This window comes from Mesorhizobium sp. C372A (genome assembly GCF_030323245.1).
GTDB lineage: Bacteria > Pseudomonadota > Alphaproteobacteria > Rhizobiales > Rhizobiaceae > Mesorhizobium.
Genome location: NZ_CP100475.1, coordinates 4,841,836 through 4,868,058 on the forward strand (window position 1 = coordinate 4,841,836; position 26,223 = coordinate 4,868,058).

The window sequence follows — 26,223 nt, forward strand, 5'->3', positions numbered from 1 at the left end:
TCACTCGTGCCTAGCCGCCCAGAACAGGATTTTGCCATGGCAATGGATGCCCACGACATCGAAAAACTGATCAAGGACGGGATTCCGGACGCCAAGGTGACGATCCGCGACCTCGCCGGTGACGGCGATCACTATGCAGCCGAAGTGGTGGCCGAAAGCTTCCGCGGAAAGAGCCGCGTCCAGCAGCACCAAATGGTCTATGATGCGCTGAAGGGCAATATGGGCGGCGTGCTGCACGCGCTGGCCCTGCAGACCAGCGTGCCGGAGTGAAGCCAGACTGGCCTACTGTTTCTGCGGCTGCTTCGCCGACACTGACGTGATCGGCTTCGCCGACACTGAGATGATCGGGCCCGCCGGGTATTTTCCGCCGACGATCATTCTTTTCCCATCCGACAGCGCGGAGACCGCGCCGTCGAGGAACAGCGCGTTGTGGCATTGTAGCGCGTCGCGAAACAGCCGCGCAAAGCTGCCGAAACTGACCTCAGACCGCGAGATCGCCAGCACAACGGTGTTTTCATCGCGCACGCCGACACCGTTGCGGATGTAGCGCGAGGTTCCGTTCCGCTCGAAGCGTGGATGAATCTGGCCGTCGATCACCAGCATCGGGCCCGACTGCGTGGCGAAGGCGACATCGGGTTTGGCGACGGCGTAGGCGTTGCTTTCCATGACAGCCGCCTTGCCGTCATTGCCCACCAGAAAGACGCCGTTCGGCTTCAGGAAGAAATTACCTTCGCTATCGGCAAGGTTGAGCGGCGACTTTTCGCTGCCGTTCTCGACCAGCAGGCCGACCGGCGACAAATCCTCGTGATACATGCCGCCATTCATGGCGAGCAGCACCGGCCTCCCCTCGCCCGCAACCGCCTTGCCGAAGGCCTCCAGCGAGCCGAAGGGCTTGGCGTCGGCACCGACGTGAAAGACAGCGAGGTTGTAGGTCCGCAGGTCGACCGTGCAGACGACATAGGTCACCGCCTCGAAGGCGACATTCCGGCAAGGCGCGGGCAGGTCACCGCCAATGACCAGCGGCGGCGGCTCCGGGCGTCTCGGCCACCAGACAACGGCAATCGCGGCCAGCAGGATGGCGATCAGAAGGGCGGCGCCATATCGTCTTTTCATCATGTCCCGGAGGCTGCAATCGGCAGGGATGCTTGGCCCAAGACAGGCGATCCTTTGCGCCATTTCCGCGACGGCGGCGCAAACATCTTGTTTCGGCCCATCTATGGGTTTATTTGATGGCTATGCTTCGAGCCTGACTCCCACAGGCGTGAAAGGATATCTCATGAGCGGCATCAACGACTACATCGACAGCGAAGTGAAGGGCAACGACGTCGTCCTTTTCATGAAGGGCACGCCCGGTTTTCCGCAGTGCGGCTTTTCCGGCCAGGTCGTCCAGATCCTCGATTACATCGGAGCCGACTATAAGGGCGTCGACGTGCTGACCTCGGCCGAACTGCGCCAAGGCATCAAGGAATATTCGAACTGGCCGACGATCCCGCAGCTTTACGTCAAGGGCGAATTCGTCGGCGGCTGCGACATCATCCGCGAAATGTTCCAGGCGGGCGAGCTGCAGACGTTGCTCGTCGACAAGGGCGTCAGCGTCAAAGCGACAGCCTGATTCTGAGTTGAGACGGGGCAGCCCCGCCCCGGCAAAATGTTACCTCCCCCTATCGGAGTGAGGACGAAGTTATGCGCCGGCATGCCGGCGCATATTCGTTTTGAAGATCGGACCCGCCGTGGACCAGCCAGCAAAAGCGCCGCAACAGGCACGCAAATTGCCTATTCCGCGCTGGGAATTCATCGCGCTGTGCGCGGCACTGATGGCGTTGAACTCGCTGGCCATCGACATCATGCTGCCGGCACTGCAGCAAATCGGCGCCACGCTTGGCGTTGAGAATGAAAACCACCGCCAGTATGTGATCACCGCCTATATATTGGGCTTCGGTGGCGGACAGCTTTTCTTCGGACCGATCTCGGACCGGTTCGGGCGCCGCGCGCCGCTCGTTGCCGGGCTGGCGATCTATGTCGTGGCGGCGGCAGCTGCCGCCATCGCCCCGTCATTCGCCGTCCTGCTGCTGTGCCGGCTGGTGCAAGGCATCGGTGCGGCGGCGACCCGCGTCATCGCCGTCTCGATCGTGCGCGACACGTTCGACGGTCGGCGCATGGCCGAGGTGATGTCTCTGATCTTCATGGTGTTCATGGCCATCCCGGTGATCGCGCCTGGGATCGGCCAGTTCATCATGCTGTTCGCAACATGGCACTGGATCTTCGTCACCATGGCCGTCGGAGCGCTGATCGTGTCGGCGTGGTCGCTGCTGCGGCTGCCGGAGACGCTGCATCCGGAGTACCGCCGGCCGCTGACAGTCTCATCCGTCGTCGGTGGTTTCCGCATCGTGCTCACCAACCGCATGGCGCTTTGCTACGCCTTTGCCAGCACCTTCATTTTCGCCGCCATGTTCGGCTTCATCGCCTCCGCACAGCAGATCTATGTCGACATTTTTCATGTCGGCGAATTGTTTCCTGTCATCTTCGCGGGTGTCGCCGGCGTTCTCGCTTTTTCGAACTACCTCAACTCGCGCCTGGTCGGCCGCATCGGCATGCGCCGCCTGTCGCAGAGCGCACTGCTGTTGTTCCTGGTGATCAGCCTTGCCTGGCTCACCGTTTCGCTTCAAATGAAGATGCCACTCTGGCTGTTCATCACCTTCTTCGCCAGCGCGATGCTCCCGTTCGGCGCGCTCGGCGCCAATTTCAACGCGCTCGCGATGGAGCCGCTCGGCCAACTGGCGGGCACCGCGTCGTCCATCCTGGGCTTCATGCAGACTTTTCTCGGCGGCATCCTCGGCACGCTGATCGGCCAGGCCTTCAACGGCACGGTGACGCCGCTTGCCGCCGGCTTCTGCAGCGTCTCGGTCGCGGCCCTCCTGATGATCCTGATCGCCGAGCGCGGCAAGATGTTCCAGCCGCACAACCCACCCATTTCAGGGCACGTCACCGACCTGCATTGAGCGACGCGCCTTGAGATTGTTGGTCTCAAAACCGCATCCACCTTTATGCGACGCGTTTCAGGATGCGCCGCCAATCACTGCCGTGAAACGAGGGAACAGCGGGCGCCCTGCGATGGCGCTACCCATGCTGTCCGACAGCGGCATCGGCAGAGCCTTGTCGAGCGCTTCGAGCACGGACGTGACAAAGACCCGGTTGAGCGAGGCATCATCTCCCATATGGGAGAAAGTGGCGCGCGGTTTGCCCATCAGCGTGCCGTTTTTGCGAATTGAGAAACTCAGCGTCAGGGTCATGCCAGCACTTCCAGGCGGCGGCTGCCAACAGGCAAAGATCGCGGAAAACATCTCGTCTATGGTATCGACGGGATCGCGACTGCCGCACGCGCGTTCCTGCGATCTTGCCTCAGTGGCGCCAGCGGCGGCCAAGGCAAGTGCAAGCGCCGTTGCAACAATTGCGGACCGATGTTTCATTTCGCAGCTTCCGACTTCGCGAGAGATTGGACACTATAACAGAGCCAATATACTTGACGAAAGCCTCTACCAGCAGTTGGGCCGATTATTGCGCCCAGAGTTCCCTGCGCAACTCCTGCCAGCTTTCCTTGTCCGGGGCGACAAGAATGCCGCCGTCGATATGCGAGGGCAGATAGGCGCTGCCGTCGATCCGCGCGGTGTAGCCGCCGGCCTCGGCGTGGATCAGCACACCGACCAGATGGTCCCACGGCATCAGTTTGTTGTAGACGACGAAATGGGCATGGCCGCTGGCCAGAAGACGGTATTCATGTGCCGCGCAGCGATAGCCGAACTGCGACAGGGTCTTGGTCTGGTTGCGCGCCAGGAGCGAGCGTTGCGGTTCCGCCAGATATTGCCAGGAGACGGAGCCGGTCATCTGTGAGATCGGCACGGCATCGGCGACGTGCACCGTCTCCAGCGCGCCATGCGCATGGCGGATATGGCTGCCGGCGCCCTTGGCGCCGATCAGCCAGTCCCGGCCTACGGGGTCATGGATGATACCGGCGACGGTTTCGCCCTTGACGACGACGCTCAGCATGACGCCGAACAGCGGCACGCCGGAGGCGAAGTTGAAGGTGCCGTCGACCGGGTCGACGACGAAGGCGAGGTCGGCATCACCGAGCCCCTGAAGCAGCGCCGGATTGTCGGAACAGGCTTCCTCGCCGACGATCATCGCCGTGGGATAGCGCTGGCGCAGCCTGGCCGTGATCAGCCGCTCGGCGTTGATGTCGGCCTCGGTCACCAGGTCGGCAGCCGAGGTCTTCTGTCTGATGTCGCCCTCGCCCAGCCGGCGAAAGCGTGGCATGATTTCGGCCCTGGCTGCATCGGCGAGAAGCTCCGCCAGCCAGTCGATCGCTTGGTCGTCAAATATCATCGGAAATGTCTTGTCCTGTGCTGAGGCTGCCATTGAGGGCGGCAAAGTCGAACAGCTTTCTGTCGAGCAGATGCGACGGCCTGGTGTTGGACAGCGCGCGCAGCATCGTATCCTTGCGGCCCGGCATGCGCTTTTCCATATCGTCCAGCATCGCCTTCATGGCGTTGCGCTGCAGGCCTTCCTGGCTGCCGCAGAGATCGCAGGGAATGATCGGGAATTTCATAGCGGCCGCGAATTTTTCCAGATCGACCTCGGCGCAGTAGCTCAGCGGCCGCAGCACCATGACGTCGCCGTCGTCGTTGAGCAGCTTTGGCGCCATGGCGGCAAGGCGGCCGCCATGGAACAGATTCATGAAGAAGGTTTCGAGAATGTCCTCGCGGTGGTGGCCGAGCACCAGCGCCGAACAGCCCTCCTCGCGCGCGATGCGATAGAGATGGCCGCGCCGCAGCCGCGAGCACAGCGAACAATAGGTGCTGCCCTGAGGCAGCTTGTCGGTGACCACCGAATAGGTGTCCTGATACTCGACGCGATGGGCAATGCCATGCGCATCGAGGTAGTCGGGCAAAATGTGCTTCGGAAAATTCGGCTGGCCCTGGTCGAGATTGCAGGCCAGCAGCTCGACCGGCAGCAGCCCGCGCCATTTGAGATCGAGCAGCACGGCCAGCAGGCCGTAGGAATCCTTGCCGCCGGACAAGGCCACCAGCCAGCGGTCGCCGGGCCTCGCCATGGCGAAATCATCGACCGCCTGACGGGTCAACCGCAACAGCCGCTTGCGCAGTTTGTTGAACTCGACGGAAGACGGCACGTCGGCAAACAGCGGATGGAAGCCGCCCTCAGCAATCGGTTCAACTGTTTCGATGTCTGCCAGCATGTTCATGGCTTGTCGCTTTCCATAGCCGAGAGTGCCGGATTAGCGGACATGGCCGACAAAGAAAAGGCCGCCTCGACGGGCGGCCCTTTCCGGTATCGCAGAAAGCGATCGATCAGCGCGAATAGAATTCGACGACCAGGTTCGGCTCCATCTGCACGGCGAACGGTACGTCGGCCAGGCCGGGGATGCGCGAGAAGGTCGCGACCATCTTGTTGTGATCGACTTCGATATAGTCCGGCACGTCGCGCTCGGCGAGGCCGACCGCTTCCAGCACGATGACCAGCTGCTTCGACTTTTCGCGCACTTCGACGACGTCGCCCGGCTTGCAACGGTACGAGCCGATGTTGACGCGCTTGCCGTTGACGTTGACGTGGCCGTGGTTGACGAACTGGCGAGCCGCGAAAATGGTGGGCACGAACTTGGAGCGGTAGACGACCGCGTCGAGACGCGACTCGAGCAGGCCGATCAGGTTCTCGGAGGTGTCGCCCTTGCGGCGATCAGCCTCTTCATAGACTTTGCGGAACTGCTTTTCGGAGACATCACCATAGTGACCCTTCAGCTTCTGCTTGGCGCGCAGCTGCAGGCCGAAATCGGAAAGCTTGCCCTTGCGGCGCTGGCCGTGCTGGCCGGGGCCGTATTCACGCTTGTTGACCGGGGACTTCGGGCGGCCCCAGATGTTTTCGCCGAGACGGCGGTCGATCTTGTACTTCGCGGATTCGCGCTTGCTCATCGCATTCCCTTTCAAAACAAACCACCCGGAACCTCATGGTCCGGGTGAAGGAAACGCGCCCTCCTCTGGCCTCCGTTTTCGAGGCCTGACAGGGTTTTCCCACGCAACGCGGCGGAAAACCCACGGGACACGTCAGTCTAGACAAAACCCAGGAAACGATAAACCTGCTTTCCCGGGCTTGCCATGCAAAAGAAACAACCGGGCATTGCGGCCCGGTGTTGGTGCGCTCGATAAACGGAGATTTGAGCAGAGTCAAGCGCGTCGCTGGCGCTGGGCCCGGCAACCATATCACGTCTTTGGCGTTGAGTGCCGTGCCGGATGCGGCGGGAGGTTGTTGCGCCGACGGCATTTAGGAAGGGACTGGAGCCAAAGGAGCCCGAAGTCGCATGAAGAAGTTTTTCCTCTCGTTGGTCGGTGCAGCCGTCCTGGCCGGGACGATGTCGATCGCCGTGCCCGAGCCAGCGATGGCCAAGCATTGGCAGGGCCACAAGCATCGTCAGACCTGCCATGTCGTGGTGAAGAAGAAGGTCATCTGGCGGCATGGCCACAAGAAGGTCATCCGCTACAAGGTGAAGCGCTGCTGGTGACGTCAGGGGTTTCGGGCTTGGCCTGAACCGAAGAAGCCCGTGGTTTCGGCCACGGGCTTTGTTTATCGACTCGGTTCAAGGTTTCAGTCTGCCGATTTCTTCTCCGGCAGGCCTTTGCGCTTGGTCTCTGCGAATTCCTCGAGCTGTTTTTCGCTCATCGAATTGTACATCGACTTCGACGCGCCTTGAAGTTCGCTCTTCCTGGTCTCGCCGCGCTTGGCCGACAGGGCTGCTCCAGCGGCCTTTTGCTGTGCTTTTGAGGTTGCAGGCATATCGGCACCTCCTTTGCTGACAGAGGAAGAAACGTTGCGCTCCGGCGACGGTTCCAGCGCTGGCGGTCAACTTCCGTTCCGCGCTCATGCCTGCCCATGGTCGGCCAACTGCCGGCAAAACCACCTTCCCGTGCCCGCAACGCCGGTGTAGGACGGCGCCATGAAATCGTTGAACGATCCCTCGCAGGCACTCGCTACCGGCCTCGCGAAAATCCGCACCGAGTTCCATGTGCCGGAGGCATTTCCCCCTGATGTAATGGCCATGGCACAGACGGCGGCCAGGCGCGTGCCCGACCAGCATGCCGACCGCACGGCGATGCCCTTCGTGACGCTCGATCCCGCGGCTTCCACCGATCTTGACCAAGCGTTTTCGATCGAAGCGAGCGGTAGCGACCTTCTGTTGCACTATGCGATTGCCGACGTAGCCTGGTTCGTCGCGGACGGCGACGCGGTGGATCGCGAAGCCTGGGCGCGAGGCGAAACCCTGTATTTGCCGGACGGCAAGGCCGGGCTCTATCCCCGGGTGCTTGCCGAGGGCGCCGCGAGCTTGCTGCCCAGCGGTCCGCGTCCGGCTGTCATCTTCACGGTCCGGATCGTCGACGACGGAGCGGTAAGGCTGGATGGCGCGGAGCGGGCAATCATTCAAAGCCGCGCCAAGCTCGCCTATGACAGCGTGCAGGCCGCCGACGTCCCAGTCGGCTTCGCCGAAATCGCGCGGCGCATGGCGGCGGCCGAAGACCGTCGCGGCGCTTCGCGCGTCGACCCGCCCGAGCAGGAGGTGGAACAGCTTGCCGATGGCACGTTCCAGCTTGCGTTCAGACCGCTGCTGCAATCCGAGCAAGACAACGCAGCACTTTCGCTGGCCGCCAACATGGCGATTGCCGACGCCATGCTGGCACACCGGACCGGCTTGTTCCGGGTGATGGCGCCGCCCGATGCTTCCAAAGTGCAAAGACTGCGCAGCGCGGCACGGGCCTTAGGCCTGTCCTGGCCTCCTTCGACCAGCCTGCCCGACTATCAGCGAACCCTCGATCCTGCCAACATGCAACAGGCAGCGCTGATGCTGGAAATCCGCCGCGCCGGCTCCGGTGCGTCCTACCAGCCCTATGAGGAAGGCGTTGTCCCCTGGCACGAGGCGATGGCCGCGACCTATGCCCACGCCACCGCACCCCTGAGGCGGCTGGCCGATCGCTATGTCGTGCGCTGCGTGCTGGCCATCGTCAACGGCCAGCCGGTGCCGCAAGTCGTTAACGAGGCGTTTTCCAGACTGCCGAAGGTGATGGGCCGCGCAGGCGCCCGCGCCTCGCAAATCAACCACGCGGCCATCGACCTTGCCGAGGCGGTGATGCTGAGGGGGCGCGTGGGTGAAACATTCAAGGCCGTCGTCACCGACGTCGGTGATCAGCGTGCGCGCGTTCAGCTCTCGGACATGCCTGTCGTTGCGAATGTGAAGGCCTCAGGGTTCAGGCAGGGCGATGGCCTGACGCTAAGGCTTGTTTCGGCCGATCCGGATCGGCGCGTCATTGTCTTCGAACCTGTCTAAAGCGCGTCGGCGACGCGCTTTAGTTTTTTTGTTTTTATGCATGTCCTTGTCCCAAAACCGCTGCGCACTTTTGGGCGACATGCATTAGCGTGCGCTCAATCCAAAACCCTGCATCAGCCGGCTGATGGCGAAGTCCGCCTTTCCCGAGGTAAAGACGGCGATGTCGGGCTCGCTTTGCGGCAATGGCCCGTCGACAGCCGGAAGCAGCGACAGAGCGCGCCGCGCAATCGCCTCGGCCGGGTCGATCCAGTCGACCGGCCAGGGCGCGGTCTTGCGCATGCGATTGGCCAGGAACGGATAGTGCGTGCAGGCGAGCACGACGATGTCCGTGCGCAAATCGTCATGCTGGACAAAACACGGTGCGATCTCGGCACGCACGGCCTCCTCGTCGACAAAGCCCTCGCGCATGTAGGCCTCGGCCAGTCCGGCGAGATTGTTGCTGCCGACCAGCCGGACATGGCATTTCTGCGCCCATTTGCCGATCAGGTCGCGCGTGTACTGGCGCTTCACCGTGCCCGGCGTCGCCAGCACCGAGACCAGCCCGGACCGGGTGCGCTCGGCAGCCGGCTTGATTGCCGGCACCGTGCCGACAAAGGGATGGCCAGGGAATTTTTCCCGCAAGGCATCGATCACCAGCGTCGAAGCGGTATTGCAGGCGACGACCGAAATTTCCGGATCAAAACGGTCGAGCAGCTTGGCGAAGAGCTCGACTATATGGGCCTGCAGCGCCGGCTCTTCCCACGCGCCGTAGGGAAAGGCCTTGTCATCGGCGACGTAGACGAAGCGCCTGTCGGGCATCAGCACGCGCGCTTCGCGCAGCACGGTCAATCCGCCAACGCCGGAATCGAACATCAGGATCGGACGGTGGCTCATTGATATCGGACCATGAAAGAGGCTGGATCAGAAGGCTTGGCGGTCATTGGCCAATGCCGTTCTTCTATCTGCAACCATCATGGTCTTGAAGTGGCGAATGTCAGCAAGTTCTATGCAAAGCCGGCGAAGACGACCTTGCCTCGGTCTAGAGCCCGCGCTTGCCGAAGCCGGCGGGCCTCGGGCGGCCCATAGGCTGGGCGGACGGCACCGAGCGCGTGGCCGGTGTGGCGTTGCGCATGGAAGACTGTGCCGTGCTGCTGGCCATCCGACCGGATCCCGCAGGCATGGGCGTATCGCCATCGAAATCGAAAACCGATGTCAGTTCGTCGATATTGATGCCCGCCACCGGCTTAGCCACCAGGATCGTGCACCAAAGGCCAAAGATCGACAGCGCCAGCAGGTTCAAACCGCTGGACGTGCTTTCCGGGTTCTTGAAATCGATGACCAGCAGCGTGCCTGCCTGCAGAAAGGCGTAGATGGCGCAGAACACGATGTAGGACCACAGGATCCAGGCTTTGCCGTTGGCGTCGCGGCTGCGTCGCCAGGCGATGTTGGCACGCATGACCACGGCTAGGAGGGAAACGACCAGAACCGCGCCTGCCATGCCTTGCCGCGATGGACCGGGCGCCGAGTTGACCAGCCCCTCAAAGCCGATCGTGCCAACGATGCACAGCACAGCTAGAACGGCCTCGAGCAGGGCTACGCCGAGCGAATAGAAGAAGAAGCGCATACGGCCGATTTTGGACGTGAACATTTGCCACCCCACCGTTTTGACAACAATGGATGAGAGGCAAATAAAATTCGGTTACTTCAGCCGTTCGAAGCTTAGCGATTTCTAATCTTCTTTGTCTGCCTGGCGTTTTCGCGCAGCGGCCGGCAAACGCCTTGGATCGTCTCCCGGCGAGCCGTCACCGCGCGGCATGGCCGGCGAAAACCGGTCGAGCGACGAGATGATGCCACGCAGCACTTTCAGTTCCGGCTCGGCGAAACCGGCGCGCGTCAAGACGGCGCGCAGATTGTCGACCATCTTGGGTTTCTTGGGCGCCGGGCGGAAATAACCGCGCGCTTCGAGCGCGCCTTCGAGATAGGCAAACAGGCCGTGCAACTCTTCCTTGCTCGCCGGCTTCATTTCAGGACTGGAGAAATTGGTCGCCGTCTCGTCCTCCAGGCCGGATTTCATCCATTCATAGGACATCAACAGCACGGCCTGGGCGATGTTGAGCGACGAAAAGCCGGGAACGACCGGGAAGGTGACGATCTCGTCGGCCAGCCCGACCTCGTCATTGTAGAGCCCAAAACGCTCGCGGCCGAACAAGATGCCGGTGCGCAGGCCGGCCATCTGACGCGCCCTGAGCGCCCTGCCCGCCTCGACCGGACCACGCACGGGTTTGAAGCCGTCGCGCTCGCGCGCCGTGGTGGCGAAGACGAAGTTGAGGTCGGCGACGGCGGACGCCAGGTCGCCGAACACTGTTACGGCATCGATGACATGGTCCGCGCGGCTGGCGGCGGCGCGCGCCTTCTCGCTCGGCCAGCCGTCACGCGGGTTGACCAGTCTCAGTTCGGCAAGGCCGAAATTGGCCATGGCGCGCGCGACCATGCCGATATTCTCGCCGAGCTGCGGCTCGACCAGGATGATCGCCGGCCCGGCGGCGGATGCGTTTTCAGGATGATCGACGGCGGACATGATCTCAATGAACTGCTATTTGCGGCATTTCAGCGTTCCCTGCCACATCCGCTCGGCAAAATGAAGCTTTTGCAAACACCGGTCGCGGCACAGACGACCCATTCTGCACGGATGGTCGTTTGCGCGGCCAAATAGGCTTTGATATACGCTCCGCATACCCGGCCGAAGCCATGCGGGCGAGGCCGTTTTGTTCCCCAAAAGCGAGGCATTCTTTTCATGGCGAAGATCAAGGTGGCGAACCCGGTCGTCGAGCTCGACGGCGACGAGATGACCCGCATCATCTGGCAGTTCATCAAGGACAAGCTGATCCACCCTTATCTCGACCTGAAGCTCGAATATTACGACCTCGGCGTCGAGCACCGCGACGCCACCAACGACCAGGTGACCATCGATTCGGCCAATGCCATCAAGAAATGGGGCGTCGGCGTGAAATGCGCGACGATCACGCCCGACGAGCAGCGCGTAGAGGAATTCAAGCTGAAGAAGATGTGGAAGTCGCCGAACGGCACCATCCGTAACATTCTCGGCGGCACCATTTTCCGCGAACCGATCATCATGAAGAACGTGCCGCGTCTGGTGCCGGGATGGACCAAGCCGATCATCGTCGGCCGTCATGCTTTCGGCGACCAGTATCGCGCCACCGACTTCCGCTTCCCCGGCAAGGGCAAGCTGACCATCAAGTTCGTCGGCGAGGACGGCAAGGTGATCGAGCACGACGTATACGACGCACCCGGCGCCGGTGTTGCCATGGCGATGTACAATCTCGACGACTCCATCCGCGAATTCGCCCGCGCCTCGCTGAATTACGGCCTGCTGCGCAATTATCCGGTTTATCTCTCGACCAAGAACACCATCCTCAAAGCCTATGACGGCCGCTTCAAGGACATTTTCCAGGAGGTCTACGAGGCTGAATTCGAGGCCGAGTTCAAGGCGAAGAAGCTGTGGTACGAGCACCGGCTGATCGACGACATGGTGGCCTCCGCCCTGAAATGGTCTGGCGGCTATGTCTGGGCCTGCAAGAATTATGACGGCGACGTCCAGTCCGACACGGTGGCGCAAGGTTTTGGCTCGCTCGGCCTGATGACCTCCGTGCTGATGACGCCGGACGGCAAGACGGTGGAAGCGGAGGCCGCGCACGGCACAGTGACGCGCCACTACCGCCAGCACCAGAAGGGCGAGGAAACCTCGACCAATTCGATCGCCTCGATCTTCGCCTGGACGCGCGGCCTCGCCCACCGCGCCAAGCTCGACGATAATGCCGAGTTGAAGCGATTTGCCGACACGCTGGAGAAGGTCTGCATCCAGACGGTTGAGAGCGGCTTCATGACCAAGGACCTGTCGCTCTTGATCGGTCCCGACCAACCATGGCTGTCGACCACCGGCTTCCTCGACAAGATCGACGAGAATTTGCAGAAGGCGATGGCGTAAGCCGGCAGCCATGGCCAAGCCGGTCGTCTACGGGGCGGACTACAGCGTCTATGTGCGCATCGTCCGCCTCGTGCTGGCGGAAAAAGGCATCGACTACGACCTTGTGCCGGTCGATGTCTTTGCCGCCGAGGGCACTCCCGCCTGGTACTTCGAGCATCACCCTTTCGGCCGCATTCCGGCCGTCGAGCATGACGGGTTTCGCCTGTTCGAAACCAGCGCAATCGCCCGCTATGTCGACGAGGCGTTCGACGGCCCGGCACTGCAGCCAAAAGACGCCCGCACCCGCGCAACGATGAACCAGATCATCGGCATGCTCGACGCCTATGCCTACAGATCGATGGTCTGGGACGTCGCCGTCGAGCGGCTTGAGAAGGAAGCGCCAGACGAGGCACTGGTCGCCAACGGGCTGCGCCAGGCGGAAACGGTGCTGCGGGTGCTCACCGCACTCAAGCCTCCCGGGCCGTGGCTGCTCGGCGACCAGCTGACGCTGGCCGACCTGCATGCGGCATCCATCATCGCCTATTTCGTCAAGGTCGCCGACGGGCAAAAGCTGCTTGCGGCGTTCGCCGACATCCAGGCCTGGTGGGACGGCATCGCAAAACGTCCGAGCCTGGCGGCGGGCTGATATGGGTTCGGGCCATGGCTGACCCATCTCGCCAGGACGCGCTCACCATCGCCAGAATTGTCAGGGTCAACCACGCCGGTGAGTTCGGTGCGATCAGGATCTATTCGGCGCAGATTCTTGTCGCCAGGCGCTTCTGGCCGGATTGCGTGCCATCCTTGTCGGAGATGCTCGGGCACGAGCGCACGCATTGCGCCGCCTTCCGTGCCGCCATGCCGGCGCGGAAGGCGCGACCGTGCCGGGTGATGCAATTCTGGAGCTGGGGTGGCTGGCTGCTGGGTTCTGTCACCGCCCTGCTCGGTCCGCAAGGCATCTGGGCCTGCACGGCGGCGGTTGAAGCGGCGGTGCATCGCCATCTGGACGATCAGCTGTTTTTCCTCGCCAATCGCGACCACGACTTGCAAGGCATCATCCTGGCGATCCGCGAGGAAGAGCTCGCCCATCTCCATCACGCCGAAGAGCAGCTGAAATCGCCCGGCCCGGCGCTGAACTTTTTACGGTCGCTGATTTCGATCGCCACGGACGTGCTGATCTGGCTGTCCACCTGGGGCGATTCCAGCAGAATGACGCGCGCCCTGAAGGCGGCGAAAAGAACTAGACTAGCTAGACGGACCGTCTAAGAGCTGATTGCCGGCTTGCCACTATCAGCCACAGAATGGCAAGCACGGCGGCGAAGGCCGGAAAGCCGCACACGAACCAGATACGACATAGGGTGGCTTTCAGGCTGCCTCCAGCGCCGCCCTCACCGCGGCGATCGCATCATTGGCCTTCGAGGCGTCCGGACCGCCGGCTTGCGCCATGTCGGGCCGTCCGCCGCCGCCCTGCCCGCCCAATGCGGCCGAGGCAACGCGCACCAGATCGACAGCGCTGAAGCGGCCGACGAGATCGTCCGTCACGGCGACCACGACGCTTGCCTTGTTGTCTTCGCCCGCACCGACGAAGACGACGACGCCGGAGCCGAGCGATGTCTTGCCGGCATCGGCCAGCGGCTTCAAATCCTTCGGCGACACGCCGGAAACCGCTTTGCCGAGGAAGCCGATACCGGCGACGGTTTCGGTGGTGGCCGGAGCATCGGCCGCGGCACCACCGCCCAGCGCGAGTTTCTTGCGCGCTTCGCTCAGCTCCTTCTCGAGCTTCTTGCGCTCCTCGAGCAGCGTCTCGACACGCGCCGGCACGTCGGCCGGCGAGATCTTCAGCACGGCCGCAGTTGCCTTCAGGCGCCTGTCCTGCTCATCGAGATGTTTGCGCGCGGCTTCGCCGGTCAGCGCCTCGATGCGGCGCACGCCGGCGGCGACCGCGCTGTCGGAGACGACACGGACCAGGCCGATATCGCCGGTCGCCCGGACATGGGTGCCGCCACAAAGTTCGACGGAATAGGGTCTATTGGCCTTGGCGCCATGCACGCCGGTGCCCATCGAGACGACACGCACCTCGTCACCATATTTCTCGCCGAACAGCGCCATGGCGCCCTCGGCAATGGCGTCATCGACCGACATCAGGCGCGTCGTCACCGGGCTGTTCTGGACGACGATTTCGTTGGCCATGCGCTCGACCTCTTCGAGATCTTCGGCCGAGATCGGCTTGTTGTGCGAGATGTCGAAGCGCAGGCGCTCGGGCGCGACCAGCGAACCTTTCTGCGCGACATGGGTGCCCAGCACCTCGCGCAGCGCCTCATGGATCAGATGCGTTGCCGAATGGTTGGCACGCAGCCGGGTGCGGCGCGCATGGTCAACCTTCAGCTCGACGGCTGCACCTGGCTTGACCGTGCCGTTCGTCACCTTGCCCAGATGCACGAACAGGCCGTCGGCCTTTTTCTGCGTGTCGGAAACCTCGATCGAGAAACCTTCGCCGGAGATGATGCCGGTGTCGCCCATCTGGCCGCCCGACTCGCCATAGAACGGCGTCTGGTTGACGACCACCGCCACCGCGTCGCCCTTGCCGGCGCTATCGACTGTCTTGCCGTCCTTGACCAGGGCCTGGATGAGGCCTTCCGCCTGTTCGGTCTCGTAGCCGAGGAATTCGGTGGCGCCGGCCTTCTCGCGTACAGAAAACCAGATGGTCTCGGTGGCCGCGTCGCCGGAGCCAGCCCAATGCTTGCGCGCTTCGGCCTTCTGCTGCTCCATCGCATGGGTGAAGCCGGCAAGGTCGACCGAGATGTTGCGCTGGCGCAGTGCGTCCTGCGTCAGATCGAGCGGGAAGCCGTACGTGTCATAGAGCTTGAACGCCGTCTCGCCATCCAGCATATCGCCGGCGTGCAGCGTATCTGTCGCCTCCGAGAGCAGGCCGAGGCCGCGCACCAGCGTCTTGCGGAACCTGGTCTCCTCGAGCTTCAGCGTCTCGGTAATCAGCTGTTCGCCGCGCAGCAGTTCGGGATAGGCCTGGCCCATCTCACGCACTAGCGCCGGCACCAGCTTCCACATCAACGGCTCCTTGGCGCCGAGCAACTGCGCATGGCGCATGGCGCGGCGCATGATGCGGCGCAGCACATAGCCGCGGCCTTCGTTCGACGGCAGCACGCCGTCGGCAACCAGGAAGGAGGACGAGCGCAGATGATCGGCAATGACGCGGAAGGAGGCGACCGTCTCCTTGTCCGGGCCCTGCCCGAGCGCTGACGAGGCCGCATCGATCAGATGACGGAACAGGTCGGTCTCGAAGACGCTCTCCACCCCTTGCAGGATGGAGGCCATGCGCTCCAGGCCCATGCCGGTGTCGATCGACGGCCGCGGCAGGTCGATGCGCTCATCCTTGGTGACCTGCTCATATTGCATGAACACCAGGTTCCAGAATTCAAGGAAGCGGTCGCCATCCTCCTCCGGGCTGCCGGGAGGGCCGCCCCAGATGTGCTCGCCACGGTCGATGAAGATTTCCGAGCACGGCCCGCACGGTCCGGTGTCGCCCATAGCCCAGAAATTGTCGGAGGTCGGGATGCGGATGATGCGGTCATCGGAGAAACCGGCGATCTTCTTCCAGAAGCCGGCCGCCTCGTCATCGGTGTGATAGACGGTGACCAGCAGCTTGTCCTTGTTCAGCCCGAACTCCTTGGTGATCAGGTTCCAGGCCAGTTCGATGGCGCGCTCCTTGAAATAGTCGCCGAAGGAGAAATTGCCGAGCATTTCGAAGAAGGTCAGATGGCGCGCGGTGTAGCCGACATTGTCGAGGTCGTTGTGCTTGCCGCCGGCGCGCACGCTTTTCTGCGCGGTGGTGGCGCGCGAATAGGACCGCTTCTCCAGGCCGGTGAAGACGTTCTTGAACTGCACCATGCCGGCATTGGTGAACATCAGCGTCGGGTCGTTGCGCGGCACCAGCGGGCTCGAGGCCACGACCTCGTGGCCCTCCTTGCGGAAATAGTCGAGGAATGTCGACCGGATCTCGTTCACGCCACTCATGACTGCTGCCTTTTCGCGAAAACCGCCGGCACGGCCGGCGGACACTGGTCTCTGCTTTTTAGAAGATTGACTTGGCCTTTTAGCGGGCACGCCCCACCCTGTCCAGAAACACGGAATTGGGCCAATCCGGCAACTGCCAAGCCGGCTTCACGCTGCCCAAAAACGAAAACCGCCGGCGCGAAGGCCGGCGGTTTGAAACGCAATACTAAAGAACTCGGTTACTTAAGCATCGGGTAATAGACCGGATTTATGGCCGAACTCTGGCCGTACCCTACATGGCACCGGATTCTTCCTCGAAGCCGTCGTCGCTTTCGCCGCGCTCGGGGCCGCCATTCTCGAGAAACTTCTCGGCAATCAGCCCGGCATTCTGCCGCAGTGCCAGTTCGATCTCGCGCGCCGTGTCGGGATTGTCGCGCAGGAACAGTTTGGCGTTTTCACGACCTTGGCCGAGACGCTGCGAATTGTAGGAGAACCACGCGCCCGACTTCTCGACAACGCCGGCCTTGACGCCGAGGTCGACCAGCTCGCCGGTCTTGGACACGCCCTCGCCATACATGATGTCGAACTCGACCACCTTGAAGGGCGGCGCCAGCTTGTTCTTGACGACCTTGACGCGGGTCTGGTTGCCGACGACCTCGTCGCGGTCCTTGACCGAGCCGATGCGGCGGATGTCGAGGCGCACCGAAGCGTAGAATTTCAGCGCGTTGCCGCCGGTCGTGGTTTCCGGCGAACCGAACATGACGCCGATCTTCATGCGGATCTGGTTGATGAAGATGACCATGGTGTTGGAGCGCGAGATCGAGGCGGTCAGCTTGCGCAGCGCCTGGCTCATCAGACGAGCCTGGAGACCGGGCAGCGAATCGCCCATCTCGCCCTCGATTTCAGCGCGCGGCGTCAGGGCGGCCACCGAATCGACCACCAGAACGTCGATGGCGCCGGAACGCACCAGCGTGTCGCAAATTTCCAGCGCCTGCTCGCCGGTGTCGGGCTGCGAGATCAGCAGGTTTTCGAGGTCCACGCCGAGCTTGCGGGCATAGACCGGGTCGAGCGCATGCTCGGCATCGACGAAGGCGCAGATACCGCCCTTCTTCTGGGCTTCGGCAACTGTGTGCAGCGCCAGTGTCGTCTTGCCCGAGCTTTCCGGCCCGTAGATCTCGACAATGCGGCCGCGCGGCAGGCCACCGACGCCAAGCGCGATGTCGAGGCCAAGCGATCCGGTCGGCACGGTTTCAATCTCGACGACCTGCTCGTTGGCGCCCAGCCGCATGATCGAGCCCTTTCCGAAGGCGCGCTCGATTTGCGACAGCGCCGCGTCCAGAGCCTTTGATTTGTCCACCGCTTTGTCCTCTACAAGCCGCAAAGTATTCTGAGCCATGATACATCACCCCTTGGTCGTCAATGAAGGCCGGACAATCCGTAATCCCTGCCCTATTTGTACCTTTTTTGTTCTCGTTTGGCAAGAGGGGTCAAATATCTGAAAAGCAATCTTTATCCGGATTTGTTCTTTTTTTGTCTCATGGTTTCGTTTCCGGATGTATCCACCATTGGGCCAGGCGCTCCGGCGGTTTGGCTCCGCCCGAATCGCTGGCTTGCTTGCGAAGCTCCGTCGCACAGCCTAGCGCTTGTCTGGTTCGAATAACAAAGGTCATATCGCCTACATGGTGAAATCAGCAAAAATACTGGCGGTGGGCGGTGCCCATATCGACCGGCGCGGTCAGGTGTCCGGTGCTTACGTGCCGGCGGCGTCCAACCCCGGCACGATGCGCGAGGATGTCGGCGGCGGCGTCTTCAACGCGCTGCGCAGCCTCGTGCGGCGCGGCGTCTCGGCCTCGCTTTTGTCGGTGCGCGGCGGCGATGCCTCGGCCGAGACGGTTGCGCGCGCCATCACTGAGGCCGGCATTGCCGATCTGTCGGCGGTGTTCCTCGACCGCACCACGCCGAGCTACACGGCGCTGATCGATCGCGACGGCGAGCTGATCACCGGCTTTGCCGATATGGCGCTCTACGATTTGGCGTTCCCCAAGCAGATCCGCCGCTCCAAGGTGCGCGAGGTGGTCGCCGAGGCCGATGCGGTGCTCTGCGACGCCAATCTGCCATCAACGGCGCTGGAGCGGCTGGTGGGGCTCGCCGCCGGCAAGCCGGTGTTCGCCATCGCCATTTCGCCGGCCAAGGTGGTGCGGCTGATACCGGTGCTGAAGGAACTCGCGCAGGTCTTCATGAACCGGCGCGAGGCCATGGTGCTGGCCGGCGTCGATGCCAATGCCACCGAGCGCGAGACCGTCGACGGACTGCGCTGCAGCGGCCTCACCAGTGGCGTGGTGACGGCGGGCGACGGCCCGGTGCTGGGATTCGACGAAGCCGGCGCCTTCTCTATCCTGCCGCCGGCGCCGAGAAAAGTCGCCGACGTCACCGGCGCCGGCGACGCGCTGGCCGGCGCCACCATCGCTGCCCTGCTGCGCGGCCTGCCCCTGCGCCAGGCATTGCGCGAGGGCGTTGCCGCCGCCACGCTGGCCATTGAAAGCGCCGACGCGGTTCCGGCCTTCACGATTGCGACCTTCACCGAGGCACTGGCTCTTGTGCCCGACGCGCAGGAAATGGCATGAGGGCGGCCAATTGCCATTGCCGGAGCGCGACGTCCAAGCGGACGCGCGGATCTCCGGATCGGAGACCATCATGACACCGCAAAGCGCCCGCCCCTTCATCGACCTCCACGCGCCCGTGGCCGAGGCGCTCGCCGCTGGCCGCCCCGTCGTGGCGCTGGAAAGCACCATCATCACCCATGGCATGCCTTACCCCGACAATGGCGCCATGGCCGCCAATGTCGAAAAGATAATCCTGGACAATGGCGCGGTGCCAGCGACGATCGCCGTGGTCGCCGGCCGCATCAAGATCGGGCTTTCCGACGGCGAGCGCGAGTCGCTGGCGATGACCGGCGACGCCATGAAGCTGTCGCGCGCCGATCTCGGCTTTGCGGTGGCGCAAGGCCGCACCGGCGGCACCACGGTCGCCGCCACCATGATCGCGGCCGACATGGTCGGGATAAAGGTGTTCGCCACCGGCGGCATTGGCGGCGTCCACAAGGGCGCGGAAAAAAGCTTCGACATCTCGGCCGATCTCGACGAGTTGGCGCGCACCCCGGTCATCGTCGTCTCGGCCGGCGCCAAGGCGATCCTCGACATCGAAAAGACCCTGGAAGTGCTGGAGACGCGCGGCGTGCCGGTGATTGGCCATGGCTGCGAGACGATGCCGGCCTTCTGGTCGCGGCATTCGCCGTTCCGCGCGCCGCTGACCCTGCACAGACCGGAAGAGATCGCGCATTTCTACAAGACCAGGGCGGCACTTGGCCTGGTCGGCGGCACGCTGATCGCCAACCCGGTGCCGCAGGACGATGAAATCCCGGCCGACGAGATGGCCGGCTATATCGAGGCCGCGCAGAAGGCGGCGGAAGTGCAGAATGTGACCGGAAAGGCGGTGACGCCGTTCCTGTTGGGCAAAATCCTCGAACTGACCGGCGGCCGGAGCTTGAAGACCAACATCGCGCTGGTCGAGAACAATGCGCGGCTGGCGGCGAGGATTGCCAAGGCGCTGTAGGATCGCCTACGTCGGCGGGACAGCACCCCCCTCTGGCCTGCCGGCCATCTCCCCCGCAAGGAGGGAGATTAACAGCTTAGCCGCAGGCTCCCATTTTCAACGATGGTGATTGGCGAAGGCCAATGTGACAACTGATCTCCCCCCTTGCGGGGGAGATGTCCGGCAGGACAGAGGGGGGTGGGAAGAAACGCGACGGTCCCGGTTCACTTCCCCGCCCGCCGCCCCGCCTCATACGCCCGGCGCGCCCACACCCTCATCTCGTCAGGATCATCAAACGCGTCGTCGGGAATGCTCCAGTACGGCATCGCGACCAGCTTGCCGTGGCGGGTGCCGGTATAGGTCCATTGCTTGCAGCCGGCGGCTTCGAAGTCGGGCGCGCTTTGCTCGTCAGCCTTGAGCAGCAATTCGCCGCGCAGCACGATAGCGACGATGACGCCGTCGAAATAGATACCCTTGCCGCCGAACAGTTTTCGGATACTGACCGGGCCGAGGCCTTCGAACAGCTCTTCGATGCGTTCATTGTCCATGCCGCAATCATGTCACCGGGCTTGCCATGGCTGCAACCAAAAACCATGCTGGCAAGTTGAGAGCCATCCGTCGGAGTTTTGTCATGCCGCTGCTGCTCAAGGGATCCTGCCGCTGCGATGCCGTCCATTTCGAGGTGGAGAGCAACACGCCGGTGCCGTTCATGCTGTGCTACTGCTCGATCTGCCGCAAGCAGCAGGGCGGCGGCGGCTTCGCCATCAATCTCGGCGCCGATTACAAGACGCTGAAAATCAAGGGCAAGCGCAATCTCGGCGTCTACCAGGCCGAGATCGCGGACGACGAGCATCCAAAGTGTGAGATTTCGACGGGCGAGCGCAATTTCTGCAAGAAGTGCGGTTCGGCGCTCTGGCTCTACGATCCGACATGGCCGGACCTGGTCCACCCCTTCGCCTCGGCAATCGACAGCGAGTTGCCGAAGCCGCCGGAGAAGGTGCATCTGATGTTGAAATACAAGGCGAGTTGGGTCGAGCCGGTGATCGGCAAGAAGGACAATGCGTTCGACGTCTATCCCGAGGAATCGATCGCCGACTGGCACAAGCGGACGAAGATGTGGGTGAAGTGAGGACTCGGAGCGCGACTTCCGATGGTTAGCGCTGCCCCTCATCCGGCCCTTCGGGCCGTTCGTCATTCGAAAAGCCAAGCAATTGGCTTTTCGCCCGCTGCGCGGACCATTCCTCACCTCCCCGTGAACGGGGCGAAGGAAAGATCAGGCGGAAGCGCGCGCTTCAGCCAGCGCCTTCAGGTCGGCGGGCTTCAGTTCGACGGATTCGCCGCAGCCGCAGGCCGAACTCTGGTTCGGGTTGTGGAAGGTGAAGCCGGTGCGCAGCGTGGTCTGCTCGAAATCCATCTCGGTGCCGAACAGGAAAAGGGCAGCCTCGGGCGCGACATAGACATGCGCGCCGTCGCGTTCGATATGGTCGTCCTTGGTATTGGGCTCGGTCACCAGGTCGACCGTGTATTCCATGCCGGCGCAGCCGCCCTTCTTGATGCCGAGGCGAATGCCATGCGCATTGTCGCGCGTGGCGACGATCTCGCGCACCCGGTCGGCGGCCTTTTCGGTCATCGTGATGACGGCGAAGCGTCCCATTCTTTTTCCTCTTCCATTCCATGCAGGTTCAAGGCCTGCCGAATGATTCCTCACCTAAAATGGTGAAGTTTTACCACTGGTGCAAGTGCACCAACCTCAGTCAACCTAGTACCAGCCCACCGCCACCTGCGCCTCTTCCGACATGCGGTCGGGCGACCAGGGCGGGTCGAAGGTCATGTTGACCTCGACGCCGGAGACGCCTTCGACGGCGCCGACGGCGTTTTCCACCCAGCCTGGCATTTCGCCGGCCACCGGACAGCCGGGCGCGGTCAGCGTCATGTCGATCTTGACCGCGCGGTTGTCCTCGATGTCGATCTTGTAGATGAGGCCGAGCTCATAGATGTCGGCCGGTATTTCCGGGTCATAGACCGTCTTCAGCGCCGAGACGATGTCGTCGGTCAGCCGCGCCAGCTCGTCGGCGGGAATTGCCGAGGCGGAAACCACCGGATTGACGGCCGCTTCCGGCGCGGTGGTGTGGCTCGCATCATCCATGGTCGTCATCCAAAGAACCTGTCACCCGAAGAACTTGCGCGCTTTTTCCAGCGCATCGGCCAAAGCGTCGACTTCGGCCCTGGTATTATACATGCCGAACGATGCCCTGCATGTGGAGGTTACGCCAAAGCGTTTCAACAGCGGCTGGGCGCAATGGGTGCCCGCGCGGACGGCAACACCTTGCCTGTCTATCACCATCGACACGTCATGGGCATGAATGCCCTGCAATTCGAAGGAAATGATGGCGCCCTTGTCCGGCGCGTCGCCGAAGATGCGCAGCGAGTTGATGGCGCGCAGCCGTTCATGCGCATAGGTCTTGAGATCGGCCTCATGGGCGGCAATGCGCTCGCGGCCAACCTTTTCCATGTATTCCAATGCTGCACCCAGGCCAATCGCCTGCACGATCGGCGGCGTGCCGGCCTCGAAGCGGTGCGGCGGCTCGTTGTAGGTGACGATGTCTTCAGTCACCTCCTCGATCATTTCGCCGCCGCCCATGAAGGGGCGCATGCCCTGCAGAATGTCCTTCTTGCCGTAGAGCACGCCGATGCCGGAGGGCCCGTAGACCTTGTGGCCGGTGAAGACGAAGAAATCGCAATCGAGGTCCTGGACGTCGATCGGCATGTGCACGGCGCTCTGGCTGCCGTCGACAAGTACGGGAATTCCACGCGAATGCGCGATGCGCACGATCTCCTTGATCGGGGTTACCGTGCCCAGCGCGTTCGACATATGCGTGATGGCGACGAGCTTGGTCTTGTCGGTCAGCCGCTTTTCGAATTCCTCGATGTGGAAGATGCCGAGATCGTCGACCGGCACCCAGACCAGCTTGGCGCCCTGCCGCTCCCGGATGAAATGCCACGGCACGATGTTGGAGTGGTGCTCCATGATCGACAGCACGATCTCGTCGCCCGCGCCGATATTGGGCATGCCATAGCCGTAAGCCACGGTGTTGATCGCCGCGGTCGTGTTCGAGGTGAAGACGATGTTGTCGGTGCTTGGCGCATTGAGGAAACGGCGCACCGTCTCGCGTGCCTTCTCATAAGCGTCGGTTGCGGCATTCGACAGGAAATGCAGGCCGCGATGCACGTTGGCGTATTCCTGGGAATAGGCGTGCTGGATCGTATCCAGCACCACCTGCGGCTTCTGCGCCGAGGCGCCATTGTCGAGATAGACCAGCGGTTTGCCGTAGACTTCGCGCGACAGGATCGGGAAGTCGCGGCGGATCGCCTCGACGTCGTATGGGGTTGTTTCGATCTTCTGGTCCATTACAAGCTCTCTTGAGGCACCGCCTCACTTCGTCACGCACCCCTCACCCGACCGAGCTTCGCTCGGCCACCGCCCGGGGCGTGTCACTTGCCTCGCCCGTCCTTCGGACCCACAAGGGGAGAAGGGGAGGCGCTACCCATGCGCCACGAACCAGTCGTCCAGCCTTGTTTCCAGGGCCTCGACGATGGTTTCGTCGTCCAGTTCCTCGATCACTTCGGCGACGAACGCCTTGACCAGCAGGCCACGGGCGCTCTTCTCGTCGATGCCGCGAGCCATCAGGTAGAACAGATGGTTGTGGTCGATCTCGGTAACGGTCGCGCCGTGGCCGCAGATGACGTCGTCGGCGAAGATTTCCAGCTCCGGCTTGGTCGAGAACTCGCCATCATCCGACAAAAGCAGCGTGTTGCAGGCCATCTTGGCGTTGGTCTTCTGCGCGTATTGGTGGACGTTGATGCGGCCCTGGAAGACGCCGCGCGCCTTGCCGGTCACGACATTGCGGATCACTTCCGTCGATGTCGTATGCGGCACGGCATGGTCGAGCACCATGGTCACGTCGGTGTGGGTGTCGCCGGCGAGCAGGTTGATGCCGCGCAGTTTGAAGTCGGCGCCTTCGCCCGTGGTCTTCACCACGATCTCCTGGCGCACAAGCTTGCCGCCGGCATTCATGAAGAACAGCGTCAGCTTCGAATTCTTGCCGAGATGCGCCTTGAACTGCGCCAGATGGGTGGCCGTTTCCGGCTGTTCCTGGATGATCAGCCAGGTCACCTCGGCGCCCTCGCCCAACACCAGCTGGCTGACGGAGCTGGCCAGAGCCGCGCCCTCGCCCGCCTGACGCTCGACGATCGCAGCCTTGGCGCCGGCGCCGACACGCACGGGAAAGCGCACATGGGTCTGTCCGCCGGCTTGCAGGTTCTGCAATTCGATCGGCTTCTCCAGTGCTGCGCCATCGGCGATGTCGACGAAATAGCCGTCGGCGACGAAAGCAGTGTTCAGCGCGCCGATGGCGTCATCGCTGCCATAGGGGTCGAGGCCGGGCGCAATCGAGCCGTCGGTCAGCTTTTCCGACAGGCGCTGGACGGTCACGCCTTCGATGGCAGGGAATTTCGCACTCGAGACGCCGTTTAGAACTGCCAGCACGGCGGAACCTTCGACGATGGGCGCCAGCCCCTTAGCGGCGGCCGTCGGATCGAACGCCGGCACCGCAGTCAACAGCCGGCGCAGGTCAGTGTAATGCCAGGATTCGATGCGCCGCGTCGGCAGCCCGTGCTTGATTGCCTCAATGGCGTCGTCGCGCTTCAGCATCACCGCGCCGTCACCCGGCAGCAACGACAGACGCTCGCCAAAGGCGTCGATCAGCGCCGTTTCGGCCTGCGTGCGCTGGGGTTGTGTATGCATATTCATCAGTTTTGCCCCGCCTTTCAGCATAAAATGGCCTTCTGGCGTCTCACGCGGCTTCGCCGATCACGCCGGCATAGCCATTGGCTTCGAGATCGAGCGCCAGCGACTTGTCGCCGGACTTGATCACCTGGCCCTTGTATAGGACGTGCACGCTATCGGGCACGATGTGCTCGAGCAGGCGCTGGTAGTGGGTGATGACGATGATGGCACGGTCGGGCGAACGCAGCGCGTTGACGCCGTCCGAGACGATCTTCAGCGCATCGATGTCTAGGCCTGAATCGGTCTCGTCGAGCACGCAGAGCTTTGGCTCCAGCAGCTTCATCTGCAGGATCTCGGCCCGCTTCTTCTCGCCGCCGGAAAAGCCGACATTGAGCGGCCGCTTCAGCATCGCCATGTCCATCGAGAGCGAGGCTGCCGCCTCTTTCACCCGCTTCAAAAATTCCGGAATTTTTAGCGGCTCCTCGCCGCGCGCCTTGCGCTGCTCGTTCATCGCCACCTTCAGGAACTCCATGGTCGCGACACCAGGTATCTCCATCGGATACTGGAAGGCGAGGAAGATGCCCGCGGTGGCGCGCTCGGCCGGATCCATTTCGAGGATCGACTGGCCATTATAGAGGATATCGCCTTCGGTGACCTCATAGTCCTCGCGGCCGGCGAGGATATAGGACAGCGTCGATTTGCCCGAGCCGTTCGGGCCCATGATGGCGGCGACCTCGCCGTTTTTCACCGTCAGGTTCAGGCCGCGGATGATCTCGGTGCCGTCATCGACGATGCGGGCATGCAGGTTCTTGATCTCAAGCATTGTTCTTTTCTCTGAAATAATCGTCGTAGGTGACTGTGTAATCGGTGTGCCGGCGCTGCAGGGTTTTGAACCGCCAGAAGGACAGGCCGAACCCCACCGCGAAAACCGCAAGGCCGACCATCGGATGGACGAACGCCGCCAAAACGGCGCCTACCAGGGCCGAGGCTACTGCGGCCGCGGCGTATTTCATCGTGGCGATGTTGCCCTCGCGACGAACCGCCCACAGCCGCCGCCAGCGAACCGCAAACCAGATCTCGTCGCGAGACAGCGTCATGGTCATCTCTTCAGCCATCAACCAAGTGGCGCAGAAACGGCAGTATAATTGCCGAGACCAGCCCGGTCACGGCGCCCGCCGCCATCCGGCGCGGCGTCGACTGGATAGAGGGCGCGACAGCGCAGAGCGCGCCGCACACCAAAGCGTAAAAAACGATCGGAACCGTATCCATCATTTCAACTTCCTTTCAAACGTTCAGTTTCAATCCCATGCCTTGTGCACGGTCCTGAACGCTTGGCGGGTCGCTATCCTTCCAGTGTCCATCGCATTGCCTATCCGAGCGCCTACGCCCGGTTATTCTACATCTGCGTCAGGGCTTGCCAAAGTCCTCGCCAAAAGCCATCCGGCGAGTAGGCCGCGCCGAGCAGCACTATCCCTATCGCGCAAAACCAGA

30 protein-coding genes are annotated in these 26,223 nt (G+C 62.7%); 11 read left to right on the forward strand and 19 right to left on the reverse strand.

Annotated elements, in window-relative coordinates; genetic code table 11:
- Positions 1-36 precede the first annotated feature (36 nt).
- Positions 37-270, forward strand: coding sequence for a BolA/IbaG family iron-sulfur metabolism protein (locus NLY42_RS23315; protein WP_023751453.1), 234 nt, complete (start codon positions 37-39; stop codon positions 268-270).
- A 12-nt stretch (positions 271-282) separates the two neighbouring features.
- Here NLY42_RS23315 and NLY42_RS23320 read toward each other — a convergent pair whose 3' ends face one another.
- On the reverse strand, positions 283-1,116 hold the full coding sequence (locus NLY42_RS23320) for a phosphodiester glycosidase family protein (RefSeq protein WP_023754376.1): 834 nt from the start codon (positions 1,114-1,116) through the stop codon (positions 283-285).
- A gap of 160 nt (positions 1,117-1,276) precedes the next feature.
- On the opposite strand from NLY42_RS23320, the gene grxD reads away from it, so the two are divergent.
- Together grxD and NLY42_RS23330 are read left to right on the forward strand one after the other, a co-directional pair.
- Positions 1,277-1,612 carry a Grx4 family monothiol glutaredoxin gene (gene grxD, locus NLY42_RS23325; RefSeq protein WP_023669102.1) on the forward strand — a complete coding sequence of 112 codons (336 nt, stop codon included), beginning with the start codon at positions 1,277-1,279 and terminating at the stop codon, positions 1,610-1,612.
- 118 nt (positions 1,613-1,730) lie between these two features.
- Complete coding sequence (locus NLY42_RS23330; RefSeq protein WP_023684881.1) at positions 1,731-2,999, forward strand: multidrug effflux MFS transporter; 1,269 nt, start codon at positions 1,731-1,733, stop codon at positions 2,997-2,999.
- Between the two features lie 57 nt (positions 3,000-3,056).
- Here the strand turns inward: NLY42_RS23330 and NLY42_RS23335 are convergent, their stop codons facing one another.
- From NLY42_RS23335 to rpsD, 4 genes are all read right to left on the reverse strand, one after another.
- Positions 3,057-3,467 carry a UCP034077 family protein gene (locus NLY42_RS23335; protein ID WP_023754375.1) on the reverse strand — a complete coding sequence of 137 codons (411 nt, stop codon included), beginning with the start codon at positions 3,465-3,467 and terminating at the stop codon, positions 3,057-3,059.
- Between the two features lie 85 nt (positions 3,468-3,552).
- Positions 3,553-4,380 carry an inositol monophosphatase family protein gene (locus tag NLY42_RS23340; RefSeq protein ID WP_023754374.1) on the reverse strand — a complete coding sequence of 276 codons (828 nt, stop codon included), beginning with the start codon at positions 4,378-4,380 and terminating at the stop codon, positions 3,553-3,555.
- Positions 4,370-5,257, reverse strand: a complete 888-nt coding sequence (ttcA, locus tag NLY42_RS23345; protein ID WP_023754373.1) for a tRNA 2-thiocytidine(32) synthetase TtcA — start codon at positions 5,255-5,257, stop codon at positions 4,370-4,372. The genes NLY42_RS23340 and ttcA overlap by 11 nt, the downstream gene beginning before the upstream one ends.
- A gap of 106 nt (positions 5,258-5,363) precedes the next feature.
- Positions 5,364-5,981: a 30S ribosomal protein S4 gene (gene rpsD / locus NLY42_RS23350; RefSeq protein ID WP_023669107.1), complete on the reverse strand. Its 618-nt coding sequence runs from the start codon at positions 5,979-5,981 to the stop codon at positions 5,364-5,366.
- A gap of 386 nt (positions 5,982-6,367) precedes the next feature.
- Between rpsD and NLY42_RS23355 the strand changes: the two genes are divergently transcribed.
- Complete coding sequence (locus NLY42_RS23355; protein ID WP_023690200.1) at positions 6,368-6,568, forward strand: hypothetical protein; 201 nt, start codon at positions 6,368-6,370, stop codon at positions 6,566-6,568.
- Between the two features lie 83 nt (positions 6,569-6,651).
- Here the strand turns inward: NLY42_RS23355 and NLY42_RS23360 are convergent, their stop codons facing one another.
- Positions 6,652-6,840 (reverse strand): DUF3008 family protein, encoded by a 189-nt coding sequence (locus NLY42_RS23360; protein WP_023684876.1) that lies wholly within the window; start codon positions 6,838-6,840, stop codon positions 6,652-6,654.
- A gap of 160 nt (positions 6,841-7,000) precedes the next feature.
- Between NLY42_RS23360 and NLY42_RS23365 the strand changes: the two genes are divergently transcribed.
- Positions 7,001-8,383, forward strand: a complete 1,383-nt coding sequence (locus tag NLY42_RS23365) for an RNB domain-containing ribonuclease (RefSeq protein WP_023754372.1) — start codon at positions 7,001-7,003, stop codon at positions 8,381-8,383.
- An 84-nt stretch (positions 8,384-8,467) separates the two neighbouring features.
- On the opposite strand, the gene murI is transcribed toward NLY42_RS23365, so the two are convergent.
- The 3 genes from murI to NLY42_RS23380 form a co-directional block, all read right to left on the reverse strand.
- A complete protein-coding gene (murI, locus tag NLY42_RS23370; protein WP_023684874.1) occupies positions 8,468-9,256 on the reverse strand; it encodes a glutamate racemase in 789 nt (262 codons plus the stop codon).
- A 145-nt stretch (positions 9,257-9,401) separates the two neighbouring features.
- Positions 9,402-10,010, reverse strand: coding sequence for a DUF805 domain-containing protein (locus NLY42_RS23375; protein ID WP_023690201.1), 609 nt, complete (start codon positions 10,008-10,010; stop codon positions 9,402-9,404).
- 81 nt (positions 10,011-10,091) lie between these two features.
- Positions 10,092-10,940: an RNA methyltransferase gene (locus NLY42_RS23380; RefSeq protein ID WP_023669113.1), complete on the reverse strand. Its 849-nt coding sequence runs from the start codon at positions 10,938-10,940 to the stop codon at positions 10,092-10,094.
- Between the two features lie 216 nt (positions 10,941-11,156).
- Here NLY42_RS23380 and NLY42_RS23385 point away from each other — a divergent pair, with 216 nt between their 5' ends.
- Genes NLY42_RS23385 through NLY42_RS23395 form a run of 3 tightly spaced genes read left to right on the forward strand, consistent with a single transcriptional unit; the run spans position 11,157 to position 13,610 of the window.
- Positions 11,157-12,368 carry an NADP-dependent isocitrate dehydrogenase gene (locus tag NLY42_RS23385; RefSeq protein WP_023669114.1) on the forward strand — a complete coding sequence of 404 codons (1,212 nt, stop codon included), beginning with the start codon at positions 11,157-11,159 and terminating at the stop codon, positions 12,366-12,368.
- A 10-nt stretch (positions 12,369-12,378) separates the two neighbouring features.
- The gene (locus tag NLY42_RS23390; RefSeq protein ID WP_023684871.1) at positions 12,379-12,993 is read left to right on the forward strand and encodes a glutathione S-transferase family protein; all 615 of its coding nucleotides are present in this window, start codon (positions 12,379-12,381) and stop codon (positions 12,991-12,993) included.
- 14 nt (positions 12,994-13,007) lie between these two features.
- On the forward strand, positions 13,008-13,610 hold the full coding sequence (locus NLY42_RS23395) for a demethoxyubiquinone hydroxylase family protein (RefSeq protein WP_023684870.1): 603 nt from the start codon (positions 13,008-13,010) through the stop codon (positions 13,608-13,610).
- A 99-nt stretch (positions 13,611-13,709) separates the two neighbouring features.
- Here NLY42_RS23395 and alaS read toward each other — a convergent pair whose 3' ends face one another.
- Positions 13,710-16,376: an alanine--tRNA ligase gene (gene alaS / locus NLY42_RS23400; RefSeq protein ID WP_286461055.1), complete on the reverse strand. Its 2,667-nt coding sequence runs from the start codon at positions 16,374-16,376 to the stop codon at positions 13,710-13,712.
- Between the two features lie 271 nt (positions 16,377-16,647).
- Complete coding sequence (gene recA / locus NLY42_RS23405; protein ID WP_023684868.1) at positions 16,648-17,751, reverse strand: recombinase RecA; 1,104 nt, start codon at positions 17,749-17,751, stop codon at positions 16,648-16,650.
- A 283-nt stretch (positions 17,752-18,034) separates the two neighbouring features.
- Between recA and NLY42_RS23410 the strand changes: the two genes are divergently transcribed.
- A complete protein-coding gene (locus tag NLY42_RS23410; protein WP_023684867.1) occupies positions 18,035-18,979 on the forward strand; it encodes a carbohydrate kinase family protein in 945 nt (314 codons plus the stop codon).
- Between the two features lie 70 nt (positions 18,980-19,049).
- Positions 19,050-19,967, forward strand: coding sequence for a pseudouridine-5'-phosphate glycosidase (locus NLY42_RS23415; RefSeq protein WP_023684866.1), 918 nt, complete (start codon positions 19,050-19,052; stop codon positions 19,965-19,967).
- Between the two features lie 203 nt (positions 19,968-20,170).
- Here NLY42_RS23415 and NLY42_RS23420 read toward each other — a convergent pair whose 3' ends face one another.
- On the reverse strand, positions 20,171-20,494 hold the full coding sequence (locus NLY42_RS23420) for a TfoX/Sxy family protein (protein WP_023669120.1): 324 nt from the start codon (positions 20,492-20,494) through the stop codon (positions 20,171-20,173).
- Between the two features lie 83 nt (positions 20,495-20,577).
- Between NLY42_RS23420 and NLY42_RS23425 the strand changes: the two genes are divergently transcribed.
- Positions 20,578-21,075 (forward strand): GFA family protein, encoded by a 498-nt coding sequence (locus NLY42_RS23425; RefSeq protein ID WP_023669121.1) that lies wholly within the window; start codon positions 20,578-20,580, stop codon positions 21,073-21,075.
- Between the two features lie 144 nt (positions 21,076-21,219).
- Here NLY42_RS23425 and sufA read toward each other — a convergent pair whose 3' ends face one another.
- From sufA to NLY42_RS23460, 7 genes are all read right to left on the reverse strand, one after another.
- Positions 21,220-21,600, reverse strand: coding sequence for a Fe-S cluster assembly scaffold SufA (gene sufA, locus NLY42_RS23430; RefSeq protein WP_013532156.1), 381 nt, complete (start codon positions 21,598-21,600; stop codon positions 21,220-21,222).
- A gap of 105 nt (positions 21,601-21,705) precedes the next feature.
- The gene (locus NLY42_RS23435) at positions 21,706-22,092 is read right to left on the reverse strand and encodes an SUF system Fe-S cluster assembly protein (protein ID WP_023684865.1); all 387 of its coding nucleotides are present in this window, start codon (positions 22,090-22,092) and stop codon (positions 21,706-21,708) included.
- Positions 22,093-22,113: 21 nt separating this feature from the next.
- Positions 22,114-23,355 carry a cysteine desulfurase gene (locus tag NLY42_RS23440; RefSeq protein WP_023684864.1) on the reverse strand — a complete coding sequence of 414 codons (1,242 nt, stop codon included), beginning with the start codon at positions 23,353-23,355 and terminating at the stop codon, positions 22,114-22,116.
- Positions 23,356-23,487: 132 nt separating this feature from the next.
- Positions 23,488-24,756: a Fe-S cluster assembly protein SufD gene (gene sufD, locus NLY42_RS23445; protein ID WP_023684863.1), complete on the reverse strand. Its 1,269-nt coding sequence runs from the start codon at positions 24,754-24,756 to the stop codon at positions 23,488-23,490.
- Between the two features lie 43 nt (positions 24,757-24,799).
- Positions 24,800-25,555: a Fe-S cluster assembly ATPase SufC gene (gene sufC / locus NLY42_RS23450; RefSeq protein WP_023684862.1), complete on the reverse strand. Its 756-nt coding sequence runs from the start codon at positions 25,553-25,555 to the stop codon at positions 24,800-24,802.
- Positions 25,548-25,835 carry a hypothetical protein gene (locus NLY42_RS23455; RefSeq protein ID WP_155929798.1) on the reverse strand — a complete coding sequence of 96 codons (288 nt, stop codon included), beginning with the start codon at positions 25,833-25,835 and terminating at the stop codon, positions 25,548-25,550. Before NLY42_RS23455 ends, sufC begins: the two co-directional genes overlap by 8 nt.
- Positions 25,836-25,839: 4 nt before the next feature.
- On the reverse strand, positions 25,840-26,004 hold the full coding sequence (locus tag NLY42_RS23460; RefSeq protein ID WP_156033695.1) for a hypothetical protein: 165 nt from the start codon (positions 26,002-26,004) through the stop codon (positions 25,840-25,842).
- Positions 26,005-26,223 lie beyond the last annotated feature (219 nt).